This window comes from Mycobacterium sp. NGS15 (assembly GCF_059813245.1).
This window is the reverse complement of record NZ_JCALEF010000004.1, coordinates 456,679-477,941: the sequence shown is the minus strand read 5'-3', so window position 1 is coordinate 477,941 and position 21,263 is coordinate 456,679. Positions and strand designations below refer to the sequence as shown.

Annotated in this window: 26 protein-coding genes and 3 tRNA genes; 22 read left to right on the top strand and 7 right to left on the bottom strand. The window is 63.9% G+C overall.

The features are described 5' to 3' along the window. Positions 1 to 8: 8 nt before the first annotated feature. Positions 9 to 566, bottom strand: a complete 558-nt coding sequence (locus AC5Y5C_RS13470; RefSeq protein ID WP_499972799.1) for a type 1 glutamine amidotransferase domain-containing protein — start codon at positions 564 to 566, stop codon at positions 9 to 11. Positions 567 to 839: 273 nt separating this feature from the next. Here AC5Y5C_RS13470 and AC5Y5C_RS13465 point away from each other — a divergent pair, with 273 nt between their 5' ends. The 17 genes from AC5Y5C_RS13465 (at position 840) to AC5Y5C_RS13385 (ending at position 10,002) form a co-directional block, all read left to right on the top strand. After that, positions 840 to 1,397, top strand: coding sequence for a Dps family protein (locus tag AC5Y5C_RS13465; protein WP_499972798.1), 558 nt, complete (start codon positions 840 to 842; stop codon positions 1,395 to 1,397). Between the two features lie 157 nt (positions 1,398 to 1,554). After that, on the top strand, positions 1,555 to 1,788 hold the full coding sequence (gene mbp1, locus AC5Y5C_RS13460) for a microaggregate-binding protein 1 (protein ID WP_499972797.1): 234 nt from the start codon (positions 1,555 to 1,557) through the stop codon (positions 1,786 to 1,788). A 155-nt stretch (positions 1,789 to 1,943) separates the two neighbouring features. Beyond that, a complete protein-coding gene (locus AC5Y5C_RS13455; RefSeq protein WP_499973217.1) occupies positions 1,944 to 2,201 on the top strand; it encodes a DUF7218 family protein in 258 nt (85 codons plus the stop codon). Between the two features lie 202 nt (positions 2,202 to 2,403). Continuing rightward, positions 2,404 to 2,476: transfer RNA gene (locus AC5Y5C_RS13450), tRNA-Thr, on the top strand. Positions 2,477 to 2,514: 38 nt separating this feature from the next. Continuing rightward, positions 2,515 to 2,591, top strand: a tRNA-Met gene (locus AC5Y5C_RS13445). Positions 2,592 to 2,628: 37 nt separating this feature from the next. Beyond that, positions 2,629 to 2,796, top strand: coding sequence for a 50S ribosomal protein L33 (gene rpmG, locus AC5Y5C_RS13440; protein ID WP_030096611.1), 168 nt, complete (start codon positions 2,629 to 2,631; stop codon positions 2,794 to 2,796). A 97-nt stretch (positions 2,797 to 2,893) separates the two neighbouring features. After that, complete coding sequence (hadA, locus tag AC5Y5C_RS13435) at positions 2,894 to 3,364, top strand: (3R)-hydroxyacyl-ACP dehydratase subunit HadA (protein WP_499972792.1); 471 nt, start codon at positions 2,894 to 2,896, stop codon at positions 3,362 to 3,364. Beyond that, positions 3,364 to 3,795 carry a (3R)-hydroxyacyl-ACP dehydratase subunit HadB gene (gene hadB, locus AC5Y5C_RS13430; RefSeq protein WP_078288560.1) on the top strand — a complete coding sequence of 144 codons (432 nt, stop codon included), beginning with the start codon at positions 3,364 to 3,366 and terminating at the stop codon, positions 3,793 to 3,795. The genes hadA and hadB overlap by 1 nt, the downstream gene beginning before the upstream one ends. A 2-nt stretch (positions 3,796 to 3,797) precedes the next feature. Beyond that, positions 3,798 to 4,268: an FAS1-like dehydratase domain-containing protein gene (locus tag AC5Y5C_RS13425; protein WP_499972788.1), complete on the top strand. Its 471-nt coding sequence runs from the start codon at positions 3,798 to 3,800 to the stop codon at positions 4,266 to 4,268. A gap of 172 nt (positions 4,269 to 4,440) precedes the next feature. Beyond that, a tRNA-Trp gene (locus AC5Y5C_RS13420) sits at positions 4,441 to 4,513 on the top strand. Positions 4,514 to 4,584: 71 nt separating this feature from the next. Beyond that, complete coding sequence (secE, locus tag AC5Y5C_RS13415; protein ID WP_499972787.1) at positions 4,585 to 4,995, top strand: preprotein translocase subunit SecE; 411 nt, start codon at positions 4,585 to 4,587, stop codon at positions 4,993 to 4,995. Between the two features lie 110 nt (positions 4,996 to 5,105). Continuing rightward, complete coding sequence (nusG, locus tag AC5Y5C_RS13410; RefSeq protein WP_499973215.1) at positions 5,106 to 5,846, top strand: transcription termination/antitermination protein NusG; 741 nt, start codon at positions 5,106 to 5,108, stop codon at positions 5,844 to 5,846. A gap of 83 nt (positions 5,847 to 5,929) precedes the next feature. Further along, positions 5,930 to 6,358, top strand: coding sequence for a 50S ribosomal protein L11 (rplK, locus tag AC5Y5C_RS13405; RefSeq protein ID WP_005061484.1), 429 nt, complete (start codon positions 5,930 to 5,932; stop codon positions 6,356 to 6,358). Positions 6,359 to 6,476: 118 nt separating this feature from the next. Then, complete coding sequence (gene rplA / locus AC5Y5C_RS13400) at positions 6,477 to 7,187, top strand: 50S ribosomal protein L1 (protein ID WP_499972783.1); 711 nt, start codon at positions 6,477 to 6,479, stop codon at positions 7,185 to 7,187. Between the two features lie 153 nt (positions 7,188 to 7,340). Beyond that, a complete protein-coding gene (locus AC5Y5C_RS13395) occupies positions 7,341 to 7,541 on the top strand; it encodes a hypothetical protein (RefSeq protein ID WP_499972781.1) in 201 nt (66 codons plus the stop codon). Between the two features lie 62 nt (positions 7,542 to 7,603). Further along, positions 7,604 to 8,254 carry a response regulator transcription factor gene (locus AC5Y5C_RS13390; RefSeq protein WP_078297927.1) on the top strand — a complete coding sequence of 217 codons (651 nt, stop codon included), beginning with the start codon at positions 7,604 to 7,606 and terminating at the stop codon, positions 8,252 to 8,254. A 44-nt stretch (positions 8,255 to 8,298) separates the two neighbouring features. Further along, entirely contained in the window at positions 8,299 to 10,002 is a 1,704-nt protein-coding gene (locus AC5Y5C_RS13385; RefSeq protein WP_499972779.1) for a GAF domain-containing sensor histidine kinase, read from the top strand. Between the two features lie 24 nt (positions 10,003 to 10,026). On the opposite strand, the gene AC5Y5C_RS13380 is transcribed toward AC5Y5C_RS13385, so the two are convergent. After that, the gene (locus AC5Y5C_RS13380; RefSeq protein ID WP_499972777.1) at positions 10,027 to 10,971 is read right to left on the bottom strand and encodes a LysR family transcriptional regulator; all 945 of its coding nucleotides are present in this window, start codon (positions 10,969 to 10,971) and stop codon (positions 10,027 to 10,029) included. A 329-nt stretch (positions 10,972 to 11,300) separates the two neighbouring features. Here AC5Y5C_RS13380 and AC5Y5C_RS13375 point away from each other — a divergent pair, with 329 nt between their 5' ends. Then, on the top strand, positions 11,301 to 11,711 hold the full coding sequence (locus AC5Y5C_RS13375; protein WP_499972774.1) for a hypothetical protein: 411 nt from the start codon (positions 11,301 to 11,303) through the stop codon (positions 11,709 to 11,711). Positions 11,712 to 11,721: 10 nt separating this feature from the next. Next, positions 11,722 to 12,714 (top strand): alpha/beta fold hydrolase, encoded by a 993-nt coding sequence (locus tag AC5Y5C_RS13370; protein WP_499972771.1) that lies wholly within the window; start codon positions 11,722 to 11,724, stop codon positions 12,712 to 12,714. Here the strand turns inward: AC5Y5C_RS13370 and AC5Y5C_RS13365 are convergent. After that, the gene (locus AC5Y5C_RS13365; protein WP_499972768.1) at positions 12,711 to 13,940 is read right to left on the bottom strand and encodes an RNA polymerase sigma factor; all 1,230 of its coding nucleotides are present in this window, start codon (positions 13,938 to 13,940) and stop codon (positions 12,711 to 12,713) included. The two genes, AC5Y5C_RS13370 and AC5Y5C_RS13365, sit on opposite strands and share 4 nt — an antisense overlap. A 38-nt stretch (positions 13,941 to 13,978) precedes the next feature. Further along, complete coding sequence (locus AC5Y5C_RS13360; RefSeq protein WP_499972764.1) at positions 13,979 to 14,677, bottom strand: YciI family protein; 699 nt, start codon at positions 14,675 to 14,677, stop codon at positions 13,979 to 13,981. 127 nt (positions 14,678 to 14,804) lie between these two features. Here AC5Y5C_RS13360 and AC5Y5C_RS13355 point away from each other — a divergent pair, with 127 nt between their 5' ends. Then, positions 14,805 to 15,749: a class I SAM-dependent methyltransferase gene (locus tag AC5Y5C_RS13355; protein WP_499972761.1), complete on the top strand. Its 945-nt coding sequence runs from the start codon at positions 14,805 to 14,807 to the stop codon at positions 15,747 to 15,749. Here AC5Y5C_RS13355 and AC5Y5C_RS13350 read toward each other — a convergent pair. Together AC5Y5C_RS13350 and AC5Y5C_RS13345 are read right to left on the bottom strand one after the other, a co-directional pair. Beyond that, complete coding sequence (locus AC5Y5C_RS13350; RefSeq protein WP_499972760.1) at positions 15,746 to 16,624, bottom strand: diacylglycerol kinase; 879 nt, start codon at positions 16,622 to 16,624, stop codon at positions 15,746 to 15,748. The two genes, AC5Y5C_RS13355 and AC5Y5C_RS13350, sit on opposite strands and share 4 nt — an antisense overlap. Positions 16,625 to 16,629: 5 nt before the next feature. Next, positions 16,630 to 18,222 (bottom strand): FAD-binding oxidoreductase, encoded by a 1,593-nt coding sequence (locus tag AC5Y5C_RS13345; RefSeq protein ID WP_499972758.1) that lies wholly within the window; start codon positions 18,220 to 18,222, stop codon positions 16,630 to 16,632. 59 nt (positions 18,223 to 18,281) lie between these two features. Here AC5Y5C_RS13345 and AC5Y5C_RS13340 point away from each other — a divergent pair, with 59 nt between their 5' ends. Together AC5Y5C_RS13340 and AC5Y5C_RS13335 are read left to right on the top strand one after the other, a co-directional pair. Beyond that, positions 18,282 to 18,881 carry a TetR/AcrR family transcriptional regulator gene (locus tag AC5Y5C_RS13340; protein ID WP_499972755.1) on the top strand — a complete coding sequence of 200 codons (600 nt, stop codon included), beginning with the start codon at positions 18,282 to 18,284 and terminating at the stop codon, positions 18,879 to 18,881. Between the two features lie 20 nt (positions 18,882 to 18,901). Then, positions 18,902 to 20,347 (top strand): glycerol-3-phosphate dehydrogenase/oxidase, encoded by a 1,446-nt coding sequence (locus tag AC5Y5C_RS13335; RefSeq protein ID WP_499972754.1) that lies wholly within the window; start codon positions 18,902 to 18,904, stop codon positions 20,345 to 20,347. Here the strand turns inward: AC5Y5C_RS13335 and AC5Y5C_RS13330 are convergent. Continuing rightward, the gene (locus AC5Y5C_RS13330; RefSeq protein ID WP_499972752.1) at positions 20,326 to 21,186 is read right to left on the bottom strand and encodes a cyclopropane mycolic acid synthase family methyltransferase; all 861 of its coding nucleotides are present in this window, start codon (positions 21,184 to 21,186) and stop codon (positions 20,326 to 20,328) included. The genes AC5Y5C_RS13335 and AC5Y5C_RS13330 overlap by 22 nt on opposite strands. Between the last annotated feature and the right edge of the window lie 77 nt (positions 21,187 to 21,263).

The following is a 21,263-nucleotide window of genomic DNA, read 5'->3' as shown; positions in this document are numbered from 1 at the left end:
CTGCCCGATCAGTTTCTGGCACTCGCGGCGGCAACGTTGTCCACGATGGCTCTGCAGAATGCCGGCAGGTCTTCCGGCGAACGACTGGTGATGAGATTGTGGTCGATGACGACCTCCTCGTCGAGGACGTGGGCACCGGCATTGCGCAGGTCTGTTCGGATACTGAGATACGACGTGACCGTCCGGCCGACGAGGACACCTGCTTCGGCCAACGTCCATGGGCCATGGCAGATCGCGGCCACGGGCTTGCCGGACCGCACGAACCTACGCACGAAGGCCACCGCATCTGCGTCGGCGCGCAATTTGTCGGGGTTGACGGTGCCCCCGGGAAGCACCAGCGCGTCGTAGTCGTCCACGGACACCTGGCTGACTTCGCGGTCGACGGGCAGCGTCCCGGCGGGCTCCAGATCGTGGTCCCGGGCAGCGATCTCGCCAGATTTGATCGAGAGCACCACCACGGTGCCACCGGCAGCGATGATCGAGTTGCGTGGCTCCTCGAACTCGACACGCTCGACTCCGTCGGCCGCCAGTATCGCGATGGTCCGCTCCTCAAGAACAGTGGACATCCTTCTCTTTCCCTTCCTTCCGTTTGGGCGCGCAGCACACCGTTATGGGATACCCGGTGTGCGGTTGTTTATGCACGGACCGGGTATTTCGTGGTGTCCGCAGGCAGGCGATACTGCTGTGCGCGAACCGCGTCCGAACCGGTATACCGGCGAGGAGACGTCCGGGACGCTGAGGCCCGGCTGCCTCTGGCCGATTTGACGTGTGAAGAGAGGTTTGGTTCTGGAATCCGGCGGGTAGACATCCTCTGACGCCGCATAGCGAAGGAGCTGACTATGACCACGTTCACCATCCCCGGGCTTTCCGATGCGCAAGGCAGAAAGATCGCCGATCTGCTGCAAACGCAGCTCAGCACCTACAACGATCTGCACCTCACCCTGAAGCATGTGCACTGGAATGTGGTGGGCCCCAACTTCATCGGAGTGCACGAGATGCTCGACCCACAGGTTGCGCTGATACGCGGATACGCCGACGAAGTCGCCGAGCGGATTGCGGCACTGGGCCGGTCCCCGCTGGGAACACCCGGCGCCATCATGAAAGACCGTACGTGGGACGACTATTCGGTAGATCGTGACACGGTGCAGGCTCATTTGGCGGCGCTGAACTTGGTGTATGACGGCGTGATCGAGGACACTCGTAAGGCCATCGAGACACTCGACAAGCTCGACCTGGTCTCCCAAGACATGCTGATTGGTCATGCCGGTGAACTCGAGAAGTTTCAGTGGTTCGTCCGTGCGCACCTGGAGAATTCCGGCGGTCAGCTGGCCGGTGGGGATGCGAGCACCGAGAAGAAGGCCGCGGCTCAGGCCAAGAAGAAGACCACCGTCAAGTGAGGGGTGCCGCCCGTGTGGCGAGCCGTCGCGTGTGTTGAAGGTTACTTCCCTTGCGGTTTGAGCGAACTGGATACGGGAAGTCCACAAGTAAGGGCGGTGCACACCGTCTGCCGCGTGGATGCGTGGTTGCAACAGGATGCAGGAGGAAAGGAAACGTATGTCTGACAAAAGTGGTCCCGAAGAAGGGATCGAGGGCGTCGTCGAGGGCGCGAAGGGCAAGCTCAAGGAAGTCGCCGGCGCGGTGACCGGCCGCGACGACCTCAAGCGCGAAGGCCAGGCGCAGCAGGACAAGGCCGATTCGCAGCGGGAGGCCGCGAAGAAGGAAGCCGAGGCCGAATCCGCGCGTAAGGCGGCGGACGCCAACGAGGCGCGCCAAGAAGCGCAACGGTAGTTGGCCTGGTCGGCAGCGGCCCGTTCCCGAAGGGGGCGGGCCGCTGGCTTGTCTTCTGCGCCAACTGGAATGGTGGCGGCAGGCGTGCGGATGTTTCAGGCGTTACGCCAGTGGGAATCCCTAGCGGACATGGTTGCGCTATGGAGGTGATTCTCGTGCCGAACTCGTCGATCAAGAACGAGAAGATGTACAAGGAGCTACGTAAGCAGGGCGATTCCCAGGAGAAGGCGGCCCGGATCTCCAATGCGGCCGCCGCCCGCGGGCGCTCCACGGTGGGACGTAAGGGCGGCAAGTCGGGTTCCTACGATGACCGAACGGTGACAGAACTCCGCGAGCGCGCCAAGGAACTCGGCATGTCGGGTTACTCACGGTTGACCAAGGACGAACTGATCGACATGCTGCGAAACCACTGAGTGCCGGGGCGCCCTTCGTCGGCCCATCGGAGATCATCCGCATGGCGACGGTGCGGGCCGATGGCCCGCGATGAGTTGTCCGGCGAGCCCGCATGGGCATCTTCCACACAGGTAATGGGTGATCGAACGCGATGGGCCGGTCGCTCCGGCCGAGCGGTTTTGGATCCGCCGACGTCACCGGGTACCCTCGTGAGGGCTTTATGCCCCCTTAGCTCAGTCGGTAGAGCGTTTCCATGGTAAGGAAAAGGTCAACGGTTCGATTCCGTTAGGGGGCTCGGTAGACGGCAGGCGGAAACGCCGGCTCTGTCTGCGGGGCGGTGTAGCTCAGCTGGTTAGAGCGCACGACTCATAATCGTGAGGTCGGGAGATCGAGCCTCCCCACCGCTACCACCCGTACATAGTCAACGAACGAAAGAGGGCAACTGCAGTGGCCTCCAGCACAGACGTCCGGCCCAAGGTCACCTTGGCATGTGAGACGTGCAAGCACCGTAACTACATCACTAAGAAGAATCGGCGCAACGACCCTGACCGGCTAGAACTGAAGAAGTTCTGCCCGAACTGCGGATCGCACCAGCCCCACAAAGAGTCGCGCTGATCGCGCTTCTCTTTGGTCTATTCGCGTTGCCTGAACGCGACACGAATAGGCCAGCCTTACTTGGTATCGGTCAACATCAGTAGGTAGGTTCCGCCCCGTGGCTTTATCGCAAGATCTCGTCGGAACGCACTACCGATACCCCGACCACTACGTGGTAGAGCGGGAGAAGATTCGCGAGCACGCCGACGCGGTGAAAAGCGGGCACCCCGCCCATCACGACGAGGCTAGTGCCGCGTCTCTCGGCTACGGATCGCTGGTCGCTACGCCGACCTTCCTCTGCATCTTCGGATACGTCGCTCAGGCAGCCTTCTTCGAGCACTCAAATATCGGGATCAGGGACGAGAAGATCGTCCAGGTCGACCAGGAACTCAAACTCCTGCGGCCGATCACGGCCGGCGACAAGCTGTACTGCGATGTGTACCTTGACTCGATCCGACGCTCGTTCGGTGCCGACATCATCGTCACCAAGAGCCTCATCACCAATGACAAGGGTGAGCTGGTGCAGGAGCTGATAACGACTCTTGCCGGGCGCACTGCAGAAGACGGAGAAGAAGGCGGGTTCAACTGATGGCATTGCGTGAGTTCAGTTCGGTCAACGTGGGAGATCAGCTGCCGGAGAAGATGATCCCGCTGACTCGGCAGGATCTTGTGAACTACGCCGGAGTCTCCGGCGACCTCAACCCGATCCACTGGGACGACGAGACCGCCAAGCTGGTGGGGCTCGAGGACGGCGCTATCGCGCACGGCATGCTGACCATGGGTCTCGGTGGCGGCTACGTCACCGAGTGGATCGGTGACCCGGCGGCGGTGACCGAGTACAACGTGCGCTTCACCAGTTTCGTCACCGTGCCCAATGACGGTGTCGGCGCGGAGATCGTCTTCAACGGTCGCGTGAAGTCGGTCGATCAGGACACCAAGTCGGTGACCATCGCGCTGACCGCCACCACCAACGGCAAGAAGATCTTCGGACGCGCTATCGCGACTGCGACGCTGGCGTAGTCGTGGCGCTTCAACTCGACGTCGTCGGAATGACGCATAAGTACTCCCAGACCTATGTGGTGGGCCGGGAGAAGATCCGCGAGTTCGCGAAGTCGGTCAAAGCCGTAGACCCCGCCAGCCACGACCCGAAGGCGGCGGCTGAACTCGGACATGGCGGTCTCATCGCGCCGTTGGCCTTCCCTGCGGTCATGGCGCTGCTGGTGCAAAAGGAGTTTTTCCGCACCTACGACGTCGGCATGGAAACCATGCAGATTGTGCATTCTGAACAGCGGTTCGTCTACCACAAGCCGATCACCGAAGGCGACGAGCTGTCCTGCGACTTCCAGGTGGACTCCCACAAGGAGGCCTTCGGCGTCGACATCGTGACCACCCGCAACGTCGTCCGCAACCAGAACGGTGAGTTGGTCATGGAGGCGTTTACCACCCTGATGGGTCGGGACTCGGATCGGATGGCAGACATCAAGCTCATCTGAGCGTGATGCCGTCTTCCCCAGGCTGTGCTGACCGGCGGGCAATTTCAGTCTGGGGATAGCGTCGGGGTACACTCAAGATTCGGGGTTTTCCCACCACAACGCGCCTGTCGGGTACTCGGGAGGCGCGTGTGTTGTGTGAGGCCCCGGCCAACCGGGTTGGCATGCCAGCCATAGGGGTGTAGCTCAACTGGCAGAGCAGCGGTCTCCAAAACCGCAGGTTGCAGGTTCAAGTCCTGTCACCCCTGCAACACCCTGGGGTATGCACTAGGGACACGACGAGATCACTCGCCGAAAGGTAAGAGAGGTACGGAAGGGCATGAGCGACGAGCTAGACGAGTCCGACATCGGCACCGCCGACAGCGACCGGGCCGTCACCTCGACCAAGCCGCTTCGCCCGACGGGCAAGCGGACCCGCCGTGCTGACGCCTCGATCGCGGCTGCGGAGCTCACCGAGTCAGGTGCCTCCGAGACCGGTGAGGTGAAGAAGAAGAAGGCCAAGAAGCCGGCCGCCAAGAAGGACAAGACGGGGCCGTCGCGCAATCCACTCGTCCAGCTTTGGGTGTTCCTCAAGCAGGTGGTTGCCGAGCTGCGCAAGGTCATCTGGCCGAACCGCAAGCAGATGGTCAGTTACACCTCGGTGGTGCTGGTCTTCCTGGTTTTCATGGTCACCCTGATCGGCGTGATCGACCTGGGCCTCGCCCGGCTGGTCATGCTGGTGTTCGGGTAGCAGACCGACGAGACGCAAGAAACGAGAGAGGACAAACGGTGACGACCTTCGACGGCGACGCTACGAGCGAGCCAGAAGACACCGCGGATACCGCAGGATCGGTCGACGTGGTGGATGAGAGCACCGAGACCGAGGCGACGGCGGCGGAGCCGGCTGAGTCGGCTGAGCCGTCTTCGGATGTGCCGGCCGCCGAGGCGGAGGCGCAAGAAGACCAAGAGGACGCCGACCCGGCTGTCACGTTGAAGGCTCAGCTGCGCCGCGAGCCGGGCGAATGGTACGTCGTTCACTCGTACGCCGGATACGAGAACAAGGTCAAGGCGAACCTGCAGACTCGCGTGCAGAATCTGGACGTCGGCGATTACATCTTCCAGATCGAGGTGCCCACAGAAGAGGTCACCGAGATCAAGAACGGCCAGCGCAAGCAGGTCAACCGCAAGGTACTGCCCGGTTACATCCTGGTCCGGATGGAACTGAACGACGAGTCCTGGGGCGCGGTCCGTAACACCCCCGGTGTCACCGGATTTGTCGGCGCGACCTCGCGCCCGTCGCCGCTGGCTCTCGATGACGTGGTGAAGTTCCTGCTGCCGCAGACCCCGGCCAAGAAGCCCGCCAAGGGTTCGGCGGCCGAGGGCGCATCCGGGGCGGCCGAGACCGGTGGCCTGGAGCGTTCGGTCATCGAGGTCGACTTCGAGGTCGGCGAGTCGGTCACCGTCACCGACGGCCCGTTCGCGACGCTGCCCGCCAGTATCAGCGAGGTCAACGCCGAACAGCAGCGCCTCAAGGTGCTGGTGTCCATCTTCGGCCGCGAAACCCCGGTCGAGCTCAACTTCACCCAGGTGGAGAAGCTCTAACAAGACTTCGGACCGCGTCACGGTCCGCAGGATCTCCGGTCGAATAACGGCCGGAACACGGAAGGAAAGTAAGGAAACACCCAATGGCCCCGAAGAAAAAGGTCGTCGGGCTGATCAAGCTGCAGATCAAGGCCGGCGAAGCCAACCCCGCGCCTCCGGTCGGTCCCGCGCTCGGTCAGCATGGCGTCAACATCATGGAGTTCTGCAAGGCGTACAACGCCGCGACGGAGTCGCAGCGCGGCAACGTCATCCCCGTGGAGATCAGTGTCTACGAGGATCGCAGCTTCACCTTCGCCCTCAAGACCCCTCCCGCCGCCAAGCTGCTGTTGAAGGCCGCCGGTGTGCCCAAGGGTTCCGGTGAGCCGCACAAGACCAAGGTCGCCAAGGTGAGCTGGGATCAGGTGCGCGAGATCGCCGAGACGAAGAAGGAAGACCTCAACGCCAACGACATCGACGCCGCCGCCAAGATCATTGCCGGCACCGCGCGCTCGATGGGCATCACCGTCGAGTAATACGGCATAGCACTCCGCGAATAACCCAGTGGTAAGGCCCGCTTCGGCCTGCAGCGTTTGACGCTCTTCACTCAAGAGATTCATCGCACACCACAACCCAACGATTGATTGGATACCAATGAGCAAGAACAGCAAGGCATATCGCGAAGCCGCCGAGAAGGTGGACCGCGAGAAGCTGTACACCCCTCTTGAGGCCGCAAAGCTGGCCAAGGAGACCTCGTCCAAGAAGTACGACGCCACTGTCGAGGTCGCGATGCGCCTCGGTGTCGACCCCCGCAAGGCTGACCAGATGGTCCGCGGCACCGTGAACCTTCCGCACGGTACCGGTAAGACCGCTCGCGTCATTGTCTTCGCGGTGGGCGACAAGGCCGAAGCGGCCGCGGCCGCCGGTGCCGATGTTGTCGGTAGCGACGACCTGATCGAGAAGATCCAGGGCGGCTGGCTGGAGTTCGACGCCGCCATCGCCACCCCGGATCAGATGGCCAAGGTCGGTCGTATCGCCCGTGTCCTGGGTCCGCGCGGTCTGATGCCGAACCCCAAGACCGGCACCGTGACCCCCGACGTTGCCAAGGCCGTCACCGATATCAAGGGCGGCAAGATCAACTTCCGCGTCGACAAGCACTCCAACCTGCACCTGATCATCGGCAAGTCCTCGTTCGATGCCGAGAAGCTGGCAGAGAACTACGGTGCCGTGCTGGATGAGATCCTGCGTGCCAAGCCGTCGTCGGCCAAGGGCCGCTACCTGAAGAAGGTTGTGGTCACCACCACGACGGGCCCGGGCATCCAGGTCGACCCGAGCGTGACCCGGAACTTCCTCGAGGTCCAATAGCCTCCCGCGCACATTATCGGCATAAGCCCCCATTCCCCTTTCATATCGAGGGAGGAAATGGGGGCTTTGTCGTGAGTAGGGACCAAATACCGTAGCGGCCCAGCTCCTTCCCGTCCTACCGTTGAACAACGGGGTACGACGGGAAGGAATGCCATGTTGGCGCGCTCTATCCCACTTCAGGGCAGTGTGACCGCCGGAGCGCTGGTCGAGGCGTCGGCTCTGATCGACAAGAAGTTGCTCGTGTCCGCGGGTTCGCAGCACACTCTGGACATCGTGTCGGCCCGTCATCTGCTGGACGCGATATCGCACAGCGACAAGAACATCGGTGATCGATACGTGGTTGGGCTGTGGTGATGCCGGTACTGGAATCCGTTGCCGGTGCCACACTGGGTGCGGCAGGTGAAAGGGAGACGGACATGATCACGGTGTTCCTGGTCGACGACCACGAGGTAGTGCGCCGCGGTTTGGCCGATCTGCTTGAGGAGGAAGAGGACTTCTCGGTGATCGGTCAGGCCTCCTCGGTGGCCGAGGCGATGGCGCGTATCCCCGCGCTACAACCGGACATCGCGGTGCTGGACATTCGTCTTCCTGACGGTAACGGGGTCGAGTTGTGCCGCGAATTGCGTTCCAAGCTACCGAATCTCAACTGCCTGATGCTCACCTCATTCACCGATGAACACGCCATGCTGGACGCGATCATGGCGGGTGCCGGTGGTTACGTCATCAAGGACATCAAAGGAATGGAGCTGATCTCGGCGGTCCGCACCGTGGGAGCGGGACGCTCGCTGCTGGACAACCGGGCCGCTGCCGCGTTGATGAACAAGTTGCGTGCCGCAGCGGATAACCCGTCGCCGCTGGCGGGGCTCACCGCGCAGGAGCGGACGCTCCTGGAACTGATCGGGGAGGGGCTCACAAACCGTCAGATCGCGGAACGAATGTTCTTGGCGGAGAAGACTGTCAAGAATTACGTCTCACGTCTGCTCACCAAACTGGATCTGGAACGCCGGACACAGGTTGCCGTGCTGGCCACCAAACTTGCGCGAGAGAACCAGGGGCCGCACGGCTGACGAGTCCGTGTTCACTCGAGGTCAAGGTGTGCGAGAGTGGAATTGTGGTCGACGATGCTGGTGCGCAACCCAATCGGGTGACGGCCGAGCTGGCCCATTTGCAACTGCGTGAATTACTCGCGGAGGTACAGGGCCGGATCGAGCAGATTGTCGATGGGACGCGGGGGCGTATGGACGCGCTCCTCGACGCCGTCATGGCTGTCAGTTCAGGGCTGGAACTGGACGCGACCCTGCGGGAAATCGTCTGTGCGGCATCGGAGCTCGTCAGTGCGAGGTACGGAGCGCTCGGTGTAGTGGGCTCGGACGAGAAGCTGGCAGAGTTCGTCTACGAGGGTATCGACGAGGAAACCCGCAAGCAGATCGGCCCGCTACCCACGGGCCACGGTGTGCTCGGCGTGGTGATCGACGAGGCCAAACCACTGCGGCTGCGGGATATCGCCGCCCACCCCGCGTCGGTAGGCTTCCCCGCGAACCACCCGCCCATGCGGACCTTCCTGGGAGTGCCCGTGCAGGTGCGCGGTGAGGTGTTCGGACGGCTATATCTCACCGAGAAGCTCGACGGGCAGGAGTTCACCGAGGACGACGAGGTGGTGGTGCGGGCGCTGGCGGGGGCGGCCGGTATCGCGATCGAGAACGCCCGCCTCTATCAGCACGCCCGGCGTCGTGAGCAATGGCAGCGTGCCACCGCCGATATCACCGCTGAGCTACTCGCTGGCGTGGACCCGGGCAACGCGCTGCACCTGGTGGCTTCCAGTGCGGCACTGCTCGCGGAGGCAGATTTCGCGTTCATCGCGCTGCCTGTCGGTGATGAGGAGGACACTGCCGCGCTGGTGGTGTCGGTCTGCGAAGGTACCGGTTCGGAAGTACTGTGCGACAAAATGATCCCGGTCGATGGGTCAACCTCCGGCAGCACCTTTGTTGATCATGAGCCGAGGAACGTGAGCCAGCTCGCAGTGAACCTGGCCGAGGGCACGGACTTGGCATTCGGGCCCGCACTGGTGCTACCGCTCGGAGGAGGGGAGTCCACGGCAGGTGTGTTGATCCTGTTGCGCACGGTGGGATCGGTGGCCTTCGACGAAGAGCAGCTCGATATGGCGGCCTCCTTCGCGGGGCAGGCGGCGCTGGCGCTGGAACAGGCTGAGGTCCGTCTGGCCAAACATGAACTGGATGTGCTGGCCGATCGCGATCGCATCGCCCGCGACCTGCACGATCACGTCATCCAGCGCTTGTTCGCCGTCGGGCTGGCCATGCAAAGCACACATCGCCGGTCCGTGGATCCAGCGGTGGCGGCCCGCCTCGCCGACCACATCGATCAGCTGCACGAGGTGATCCAAGAGATCCGGACCGCGATCTTCGACCTGCACACCAACGACGAATCCCTACGCGCGACATTGCGTTCCACGATCAACGAGCTCACCGCCGACACCGGCCTGCGGGTCTCCCTGCGTATGAGCGGCCCACTGGATGTGATCCCCGCCAGCACTTCCGGTGATGCCGAGGCAGTGGTGCGTGAAGCGGTGAGCAATGTGGTCAGGCATGCGCGCGCCAGGGAGCTGTCGGTGACGGTGTCTGTCGACGACGACTTGGTCATCGACGTGGTGGACGACGGCATCGGGATACCGGACGTGGTCGCGCGCAGCGGTCTGAGCGGGCTGGCGAACCGCGCGGCAGAGTCGGGGGGCACGTTCAGTGTGTCGGCGATGGACACCGGCGGCACCCGGCTGGTGTGGTCGGCGCCGCTGCCGTAAAGGTTCTGTCCCCTGCGGGCCGGCCTATGCCGAGTCGGTTCGTGGGTTGGTGCCAGGTCTGCGTAGTAATGCGACTGCCGTGTCGATGACCGCGCGGACTCCTTCGTCCGGCTCGGCGAGATCCGCCTGCCACACCAGGCAGGTGACGAGGGTCAGCTCCATGTTGTTGATCGGTACGCAGACGTCCTCGGCGAGGTTGTACATCCGGGCACCGCTGACCGGAGCGAGCGGTGCGATGGCGAATCCATCGCCGACACTGATGACGTCGGCGGCGCCCGCAAAGTCTCCGGGGTCGACGTTTTCCCGTCGAGGTATCCCCGCGGACTCCAATGCGTTGTCCACCTGCTGCCGATACTCGGTGTCGGTGTCTCGCCGCGCGGTCACGTAGTTGAGGTTGGTGAGTTCGGATACCGAGATCGAGGACCTGGATCCGTACCTTTCCTTGGAAAGCACTGCGCCCAAAGGCTCTTCACATACCACCGTGCTGATCAATCCATCCGAATCGAATGGCGGCCGGACCAGGCCGAACGCGATATCGCCTCGGCGGAGCGCGGAAATGATCTCCGCGCTGCCGCGTGGCCACTTCCTCAAGGTGAATCCACCGGCATGCATCTTTTCCAGGTCTGCCAATACCGTACGCAGGTCGGGGTGTAGCCAGGGCGGCACGCCATAGTCAAGGGACCGCACCGGCGCGGTGGGTTCCGGCGACACTATCGCCGGCAACTCATCGAATTGTGCGAGTATGCGCCGCGCCGCGGGCAGCAGTCGGGCGCCCTCCGGGGTCAGTTTCACCCGGCGCGTGTCGCGGTGAAACAACTTCACCCCCAACAGGCGTTCCATGTCTTGGATTCTTCGGCTAAGGGGCGGGGGCGAGACATGAAGATCCCGTGCGGCCTGGGTGAAGTTCAGTGTTGTTGCCACCGCGATAAAGCAGCGAAGATCGTATACATCGAGGCTCTGAAGACCCACTGTGCGATCATATCGCGCAGTGGAAAAATGGTTATTCGGACGGCACACCACTTTCTCTGCGGTGCAACATACTATTTCTTAATCAGTAACACTCTCGCGGAGAACTTGGCTAAGCGCCGTGCTAACTTGCTGGTGTCGACGCCGTGCTCCGGGATAGCCGAGCGTCCATGTGTATGAAAACCTGCAGACTGTGGTACCTGTGTGAATTTGCTATTGAATTTATGGATTACTCATCGGCTTTAAAGCTAATGCGCATTGTCGCGCAGGAGGAGTGAGTGACTCGCGGGACCTGGAATACCCTGCAATCCTCCCGACAGCCAAGGAGGCTCATGATGGGCGTCGCCCGGTCGTATCTGTCGATCGTGGAGCGAGCCCGGCAAGCCCAGCAGAAGACTGAGGATGCCCGGGAAAAGACGAGGGACCAACTTCAGGACGACCTGGACAGGGTCCATGCGCGCCGCGAGGAACTGGAGACCAGAGCAGACAAGGCGGCAGCCACCGCGGGCTCGGCCTGGGCCGAACTGGGCGCGAGCTGGAAGGCCCATGTGGTGAAGGTGAAGAACGCATTCGGTCACAAGGAACGCACGATTGATGCGAGGCTGGCCGAGCGGGAGGCCGATATCGCCGAATCCGATGCGGAATATGCGGTGGACATTGCGTTCTCTGCAATTGAGGAGGCGGAGGACACCGTGCTCTATGCGATCTACGCCCGTAAATATGCCGGGGAGATTGCCTCATGAAAGGACCGCTATGAGTCAGGACGTACCCGTGGACAGTTCGAATCCCGTTGGCGGGCCCGTATTTTCCACGTTCGCATCCGACGTGGACCAGATGGCGATCTGGTATCGGACGTGGCATCCACCATGTGGGATCGAATGGCGAGCCGCCGTGCAGATCACGCACGGTATCGCCGAATACAGTGCGCGGTACGACCGTCTGGCCCGATTTCTGGCCGCGCGCGGGTGTGTGGTGTACGCACTGGACCTCCGCGGACACGGACAGACGGCCGGGCTCGAAGGGTTGGGCCAGCTGGGCGTCACGGCCTGGGACGATATGGCGGCTGATATCAAGCAGCTGGCGGACATCGCGCGTGCCCAGAACCCTGAGCTGCCGTTGATCGCCTTCGGCCACAGCATGGGTTCGGCATTGACGCAGTCCCACATCGAGAACTACGGGGACCTCCTGTCGGGGGCGGTCCTCTGCGGGACGCTCGGTGCGGTGCCGGGCCTCACCGAGGGGGCCTACCAGCAGGCCATTGCCCAACTCGAGGCCGTCGCGTCCGGGCCGAACGCGATGGCACCGAGCGAGTTCTTCGGTTCAATCCTGGCGGGGTTCAACGCCCCCTTCGTCGCCGGCGATGCCACACCTACCGGATCCGAGTGGCAGACGTCCGACCCCGAAGAGATCCGTGCCTTTCAGTCGGACCCCTTGTGTGGCAAGCCGTTCTCCAACGCGATGACATATTCGGTGATCAAAGGATTCCACTCATTGTGGGAACCGGAGAACGAATCGCGCATTCCGGTCGAGCTGCCCATCCTCGTCATCGCGGGAAGTGAGGACCCGGTCGGGGGTCGAACCGAAACGATTCAGAGCCTGATCACTCGCTATATGACCGAAGGTCACCGGCGGCTGGAGTACAGGTTCTACGCGGGCGGACGTCACGAGATCCTCAACGAGCCGGAGAAGGATCGCGTCCAGCGCGATATCGGTCTGTGGTTGGAGAGCGTCCTCGACGCTCTCTAGTTCTCGTTCGTGCTTTCACATTCGGCGATGCGCCGTCGCAGAAACTCACGTCCCGGATCGGATCCGTTGGCGGACAGTGCCGTCCGGTACCAGTCCGCGGCTTCGGCATGTCGGCCGGCGCGCCGGAGTAGATCGGCGCGGACGGTAGCTGCCAGATTCGATCGGGCCAAGCGGGGGTCGTGGGCCACCTTCTCCAGCGCAGCCAGTCCCGCCTCGGGGGTGTCGCGCAGGCCGATCGCCAATGCTCGATTCACCAGCACCACAGGCGAATGCGTCATGGCGGCGAGCCGGTCGTAGGCCTGGCAGATCGCCTGCCAATCGGTCTGCTCCCAGGTTGGTGCGGTGGCATGTAGCCCCGCGATCACAGCCTGCGGCAGGTAGGGGCCTGTCGAGCCCGCAGCCTTTCGCAACTGACTCAGCCCGCGGGTAATGCGATCGCGGTCCCATCGGGTACGGTCCTGCTCGTCCAGCGGTACCAATGCGCCGTTGTGATCCATGCGCTCCGGGCGCCTCGAATCATGAAGCAGCACAAGGGCAGCAAGCGCATTGGCTTCTCGCTCCTGTGGCATGAGCTTGCACAGCTCACCGGCCAGGCGGACGCCCTCGTCGCATAACTCGTCGCGAATCGCCGATGGTCCGCCCGTTGACCAGTAGCCCTCGGTGAACACCGAATAGATGCAGCTGAGCACATGCGGAGTGCGTTCGGGCAGTAGCTCGGCGGGCGGCACCCGCAGGGGAATGTTGGCCGTACGAATCTTGGCCTTGGCGCGGGTGATCCGCTGGCCTATGGCGGCCTCGCTGTGCAGCAGCGCCCGGGCGATCTCGGCCACCGTCAGGCCCGATACCAGCCGCAGCGTGAGGACCAGCTGCGATACTCGCTCCAGGGCAGGGTGGGCACAGGTGAACATCATTCGCAGCTCGTCGTCCGGCACGGAGTGGGGATCTGAGACGTCGGTGCGGGCGGTGATGTCGTCGATCACGGCAGCCAATTCCTTTCCCGGACGCAATGTTTCGCGCCGCAGCCGATCACGTGCCCGATTCCGCGCGGCCGTCAACAACCACCCGCCCGGACTATCGGGTACGCCGTCGCGCGGCCAGGTGCGCACAGCGTCGGTGCACGCCTCCTGGACGGCGTCCTCGGCGACGGTGAGGTCCCCTGACCATCGTGCGATGGCAGCGACCGTTGGCCCCCATTCCCGCCGAAAGACGCCGTCCAGATCGGTCATCGTGGATGAGCCGCGTGCGCGAAGACCATGTGGTTCGCCTAGAGACCTGACACACCGGTGAGCTGGCGCAGTTCCACCGCGGATGCGGGCAGCTGCGAGGCCAGCTCGATGGCTTCGTCGCGGCCATCAGTAGTAAGCACGTAGAAGCCGTTCGCGATCTCGGCGCCCTCGATGTACGGGCCGTCGGTGAGGAGAACCTCGCCGTCTCGCACTCGCACGGTGGTCGCCGTGGACGGGGGATGCAGTGGGCCGGCGATCTTGATGTGCCCGTTTGCTTTCGCACTGAACACCCCGTGCTCGGCCGCCACCGCCTCCCACTCGGGGCTGCCCGGGGTGAAGGCGCGAGCGCGGGGTTCCAGAAGCAGTGCGAGCCAGCTGGTGGCGCCCTGTCCGCTGAACTCACGCGAGCAGTCGATCAGCGGCCACACCTCGACCGCGCCATGCTTGGCTTCGGGGATATCCCGCGCCAGCGTCAGCGCGTCGTCGAGATTCTCCGCCTCCAATACGTAGTAGCCGCCGGCAACCTCGGCTCCCTCGGCGAAGGGTCCGTCGGTGACCACGCGTGCATCGAGCCCTCCGCTGATGCGGACGCCTTCGGTCACCGGGAACAATGCATCACCGGCGCGGATCGCCGATGCCGCCTTGGCATGAAAGCCCTGGTAGTCGGCCATCTCCTGGGCGCCCTCGTCGGGTGTCCGCGTCCGTTCGGGGCCGATCAGCAGCGTGAGGTAGTACATGGTGGAGTCCTCCGTCGGTATCAGTGAGCGGAACTCTGCGATCCACTCTCTACCTGTCTGACGAACCGCGCACTACCGATCAGACACCTTCTGCCGAATATTTCCAGGCTGGCGTACAAAGGAACGCATGGCGCGAAGCGATGGAGACAGCTGGGAGATCACGGAGAGTGTTGGCACCACCGCATTAGGCGTGGCCAGTGCCAGAGACGCAGAAACGCACAGCGAGAACCCGTTGATCAGTGATCCGTATGCCGGGCACTTTCTCGCGGCCGCCGGCGAGGGGGTGTGGAGTATGTACCGCTTCGACGGAGAGCCGCCCGCCGCGCTGCTGGAGGCCGAGCCCCGATTGGTCGAGCGTATCGCCGCCATGCGGTCCTATGTCGCGTGCCGCACGAAGTTCTTTGACGATTTCTTCCGTGAAGCGTCCGCGACTGGGATTCGTCAGGCGGTGATCCTGGCGGCCGGACTCGACGCACGTGCGTGGCGACTCGACTGGCCCGCCGGCGCAGTGTTGTTCGAGCTGGACCTGCCCACGGTTCTTGCCTTCAAGGCCGACACCCTGGATGCGCTGGGTGCCGCGGCGCGTGTTCGCCATGTCCCGGTAGCGGTGGACCTGCGCGACGATTGGCCCGCCGCGCTGAGAGCCGGCGGGTTCGATGCCGGCGAGCCGGCGGCCTGGATCGCTGAGGGCCTGCTGCCGTATCTGCCGCCTGCGGCACAGGACCTGCTGTTCGAACGCATTGATTCACTCAGCGTGCCGGGCAGCCGTGTCGCGGTCGAGAACTTCGGGGAAGGCTTCTTCGATCCGGAAACACTTGCACGGCAAAGGGAACGGGGACAGGCGTTCCGGCGCGCCGCGGAGAACCTCCAAGACCAGGACATCCCCGACGTGGCCGAGCTGTGGTATCTGGAGGAACGTACCGACGCCGGTGAGTTCCTCACCGGCCGCGGCTGGCAGGCGACCAGCGAGACCACGCCCGCCCTGCTGGAGCGTCACGGTCGTGGTATCCCCGCCGATCTGCCCGACGCCACCCCGCACTCCGCTTTCCTGTTCGCGCAGAAGACCGGCTAGGCAAAGACGGTCAGGGCACCGGGAACCACATCGATATCGATCGGCAGAGGTGCCACCGGGTCTCCATCGGCGTACGCGGTGATATCGTTGGCGCACAGCCGAACTCGACGTGACCGGAAGGTACTCACCTCAGGCAGGTCGACATGGGTGCCCTTGTAGACGGTGGGAGATAGCCGCAGTAGGCGCAGCCGCCCACCTGCCGCCACCACAGTCACATCCAGCAGTCCATCGTCCAGCACGGCATGGGGACAGATGCGCATTCCGCCCCCGTACGAGGTCCCGTTTCCTACCGCGACCAGGGTGACATCGGTCTCGATCACCTGATCGTCCAATTCAATGCGGAACGGCAGTGGCCGCAGCTTCGCCGCCTCGAGCGCCATGGCGATGTCATACCGGCGACGACCTCGAGGCCAGCTCATCCGATTGGCCCGATCGTTGACCAAGGAGTCGAATCCGGACGCCACGACGGTGGCGAACCATGTTGTGCTTCCGTGGTATTGAATGCGTCCGGCGTCAATCACCCGAGTATTACCGGTGGCGATCACGTCGGCGGCGGCAACCGGGTCACCCAGCGGGATATCCAGCATGCGGGCACAGTCGTTTCCGGTGCCGATCGGGATCACGCCGAGTGCTATCGGGGTGGATGCGACCGCCTGTAACGCGATGCTCACCAGGCCATCCCCGCCCGCGGCGACTATTCCGCGGGCTCCGGTGCGGGCGGCTTCCTGCGCGAGTGCATGCGATTCCGATGCCGATGATGCCGCGTGGTGCGTCACCGTCAGCCCGCGCGCACGCAGATGCGCGATGGCAGCGTCGGATGCTTGCGCTGCGGCGTGGCCTGCGGCCGGGTTCGTCAGGACGGTGAGGTGGGTCATCGGTGTTACTCGCTCACGGGAATCAGCTTGCCGGGGTTGAGAATTCCATGCGGATCGACGGTTCGCTTCACCGCCTGCAGGATTTCGATACCAAGCTCGCCGACCTCATCGACAAGCCACGGTTGATGGTCGCGTCCGACGGCGTGATGGTGCGTGATGGTGCCACCCGCAGCGACTATGGCGTCGCTGGCTGCCTTCTTCGCCTTGCCCCATTGGGTCATCGGATCCTCGGCGGCCGCGCACACCACGGTGAAGTACAGCGAGGCGCCCGTGCGGTAGGTATGCGAGATATGGCACAACACCAGCGGCGGGGTGCCTTGGGCCCCAAGCGCTTCGGCGAGTGCTGTGGTGACTGCCGTGCGTAGGGTGGCGAGGTTCTGCCACGAGGTGGCGGTCTCCAATGTCTCCACCACAGCCCCGGCATCGATGAGAGCATCGCGCAGGTACGGTGCGTCGAAACGGCCGTGGTCCCAGGCCTTGGCGGGCTCGTCGCCGAGGGCGGTTCCGCCGGCGGCGGTGAGAACGGCGGCCACTTCGGCCGACCGGGCCTCGACGTGCCCGTGGGTGCCCTCGACTGTCGTGATCGCCAGCACACCCGTGGCCGGGTTCTTCCCGCCGATGTCTTTGGCCAGGGCGAGATTCAGCCCGCTTTCGGCTTCATCGGACAGCCGCAGCACGGTGGGCGCCGCATCGGCCTGCACAAGCGTGCGCAGCGCCCGTGCGCCGGCGTCGAAGGAGGGGAAGGACCAACCCTGATACCAGGTGTTCTCGGGGAGTCGGTGCACGCGCACGGTCACCTCGGTGATGATGCCGAGCGCACCCTCGGATCCCAGGAAAAGCTGCCGCAGATCCGGACCGGCTGCCGAGGCGGGCGCCTTGCCCAGGTTGAGATCGCCGCGCGGGGTCGCGACCCGGACCGCATCCACCATCGCGTCGAAGCGCCCGTATCCGCTGGAGGCCTGCCCTGAGGAGCGAGTGGCGGCGAAACCGCCGATGCTCGCGAATCGGAAGCTCTGGGGGAAGTGCCCGAGCGAAAAGCCTTTGGCACCAAGGAGTTCTTCGGCCTCGGGTCCCGTCGTTCCGGGCAGCAGCACGGCTGTTCCCGATTCCTCGTCGAGGGAGACCAGGCCGGACATCCGGCGCAGGTCCACCGCGATGACTGCGGCGAATCCGCCGCGCTCGGGGTCCAGCCCGCCGACAACACTGGTGCCGCCGCCGAAGGGCACGACCGCGACGGCCTGCTCGCCGCAGAGCGCCAGGAGCGCGGATACCTCGTCGTGAGATGCCGGGTAGGCGATGGCGTCGGGGGCCTCCTGGATGCTGGTGGAGCGTCGGCGCAGCAGGTCCGGGGTGCTCTTGCCACCCGAATGCCGGAGCCGGGCGCCGTGATCGGTGCGCACGTGCTCCGTGCCGAGCAGGCCAGTGAGGGCGGCCAGTTGTTCTTCGGAGAGTGAGTTGTGGGACAAGGTGACGGCCGATTCGTCGCGGCTGACCGGCTCCCGTTCGGGAATACCCAGGGCCGACGTCAAGAGCGTCTTCACCTGAGGTGAGAGGGTCTGTCGTTTTTCGGCCACGCCCCAGGCGTCCCACTCCATCATGCGTTACAGTATTACATAAGATGGCAAGTTGTAACGCAGTTCTGTGAAGGTGAGGTGACATGACGGTCGAGACGACTGACATCGCCGGGGTCGCGGAGATCTCGGCGGATCCCGTCACCGAACGCATCCTCGATGCCGCGTTGTCCTGCGTCACCGAGTTCGGGGTGCGTCGCACGACGCTGGTCGAGGTCGCCAAGCGTGCCGGTGTCAGCCGCCCGTCGGTATATCGGCGCTGGCCTGATGTGCGCTCCCTGGTTGCCGATCTGCTGACGCGGGAGATGGCCTCGATCCTGCCCGCTACCGGGCAGGGGCACGCCCGCGATCGTCTGGTCCAGTCGGTGACAGGTCTGGTCACCCAGGTGCGCGAGCACTCGATTTTTGCGGCGATCCTGCGGTCCGATCCCGAACTCCTGCTGACCTACATCGTGCAGCGGTTGGGGACCAGCCAGCGTGCACTCATCGGCTGGACCGCGATGCTCATCGCGGAGGGCCAGACCGATGGATCGATTCGCCACGGTGCCCCGGAGCAGCTGGCGGCGATGGTGCTGCTGATCGGTCAATCGGTTCTCCAGTCGGCGCGCATCGTCGCCGACATCCTCTCGCCGGACGAACTGGTAAACGAGTTGGCCACAGCCATCGACGGATATCTCACGGCTTGATCCGCCCCTTAGGAGAATTCATGACGACCCAGCTCAACAGCACACGCCGCAGTGCCGATCTCGCTGCGCTGGCCGGCAGCGCTCCGGTGGACGTCCTCGTCATCGGCGGCGGTGTCACCGGTGTCGGGGTGGCACTTGACGCCGCGAGCCGGGGCCTGCGCGTCACCCTGGTCGAGAAGCACGACCTGGCCTTCGGCACGAGCAGATTCAGCTCGAAGCTGGTGCACGGCGGATTGCGCTACCTCGCTTCGGGCCAGATTGGTATTGCCAGGGAGAGCGCGATCGAGCGCCACATCCTCATGACGCGTACCGCCCCGCATCTCATTCACCCGCTCGCGCAGGTGGTTCCGTTGCACCCGGCGGTGAGCATGTTCAGCCGGACTCTGGTGCGGGCGGGCTTCGTCGCTGGGGATGGGTTACGCAAACTCGCCCATACCTCGCCCGATGTGCTGCCGCGCTCACGCGCGATCGACGCGGGTGAAGTGATCCGCCGAGCCCCGACTGTGCGGCGCAACGGACTTCGCGGTGGGCTGATGGCCTTTGACGGTCAGCTCGTCGACGATGCACGGTTGGTGGTGTCGATTGCACGTACCGCGGCCGGGCTGGGCGCCCGCATCCTCACCCGCGTGTCCGCCGAACAGGTCACCGGCGACGGTGCGGTGCTCCGCGACGAGCTGACCGGCAATACTGTTGCGATACAGGCGGGTTTGGTCATCAACGCCGCCGGAGTATGGGCCGGCCAAGTCGATCATGACATCAAGCTGCGTCCTAGCCGCGGGACGCACCTGGTGTTCCGGGCGGCGAGCTTCGGTGGACTCACCGCCGCCCTGACCGTTCCGGTGCCCGGCACAATCAACCGTTTCGTGTTCGCCCTGCCGGCCATCCACGATCGGGTGTACCTCGGGCTCACCGACGAGCCGGCACCCGGCCCGGTACCGGATGTGGCCGAACCCTCGGCGGCGGAGGAGCAATTCCTCCTCGATACCGTGAACACGGTGCTACAGACTTCGCTGTCCGAATCGGACGTCGCGGGACGTTTCGCCGGGCTGCGGCCCTTGCTCGACGGCGATGACTCCGCCACCGCGGACCTGTCCCGTAAGCATGCGGTCCGGGTGTCGGATTCGGGTGTTGTCAGCGTGGTGGGCGGCAAGCTGACCACCTACCGCAAGATGGCCGAGGATGCCCTTGACGCGGGTCTGGAACGCCGGCCACTGTCGGCGTCGGAATGTGTGACACAGAACCTGACGCTGGTGGACGATTGGCCCGGTGCCGCCGGAACCCGGTTGGTTGATGGCCTTGACATCACCCGCGAGCACGTCGAGTTCGCGCTCACCCATGAGGGTGCGCTCGACGCCGATGACGTTCTCGATCGCCGTACCCGTATCGGACTTGTGCCCACCGACAAGGAACTGGCCATCGGCGTGGTTCAGGGGCTTGTCGACTCCTACTTCTCGCAGGTGAACTGAACTACGTCGATCCAGCCCTCCCGGAAGGCATCGGCGCAACCTGTCAGGTACTTGATGTACCTGTCGTAAACCTCTTGGGACTGAAGGGAAATCGCTTCATCCCTGTGCGCGGCCAGGTTCTCGGCCCAGCAGTCCAGGGTGCGCGCATAGTGGAGTTGCAGGGCCTGGTGGCGGGTAACGTGGAAGCCCGCCTGCGCGGCATGCTGGTCCACCATCGGCACGGAAGGTAAACGGCCGCCAGGGAATATCTCGGTGAGCATGAAGTGCATGAACCGGACCCGCGACATCAGTAGCGGAACCCCCCTGCGTTTCAATTCCTCCGGGTGAAAGCTGACAATGGTGTGCAGCAACATCTTTCCGTCGACCGGCAATATCCGATGGGCCATCTCGAAGAAGCTGGCGTACCGTTCATGGCCGAAATGCTCGAAGGCGCCGATGCTGACGATGCGGTCGACGGTGCCGTCGAACTCCTCCCACCCGGCCAACCGAACCTCGTGCGTACGCGAACTTTCGGTGGAGTCGAGAAGCTTGGTGACGTGCGTAAATTGATTTTTGCTGAGGGTTAGGCCGATGACGTTGACGTCGTAGTGCTCGAGGGCACGTTTCAGGGTGGAGCCCCAACCGCAGCCGACGTCCAGCAGGGTCATCCCGGGCTGTAGGCCCAGTTTTCCGAGCGCAAGGTCGATCTTGGCCTGCTGTGCCTGTTCGAGTGTCAGGTTCCCGGGCTCGAAATAGGCGCAGCTGTATGTCCTACTGGGATCGAGGAATAGTGCGAAGAAGTCGTCGGACAGGTCGTAATGCGCTTGTACGTCCGAGAACTTGGGGGTCAATCTGGACATGCGGCGGCCTCTCGCGAGAGATGGCGCGGTGCCCCGAACGGCGCGCGTGCGTTTGATCGAATCTAGGGGTGGCTGGA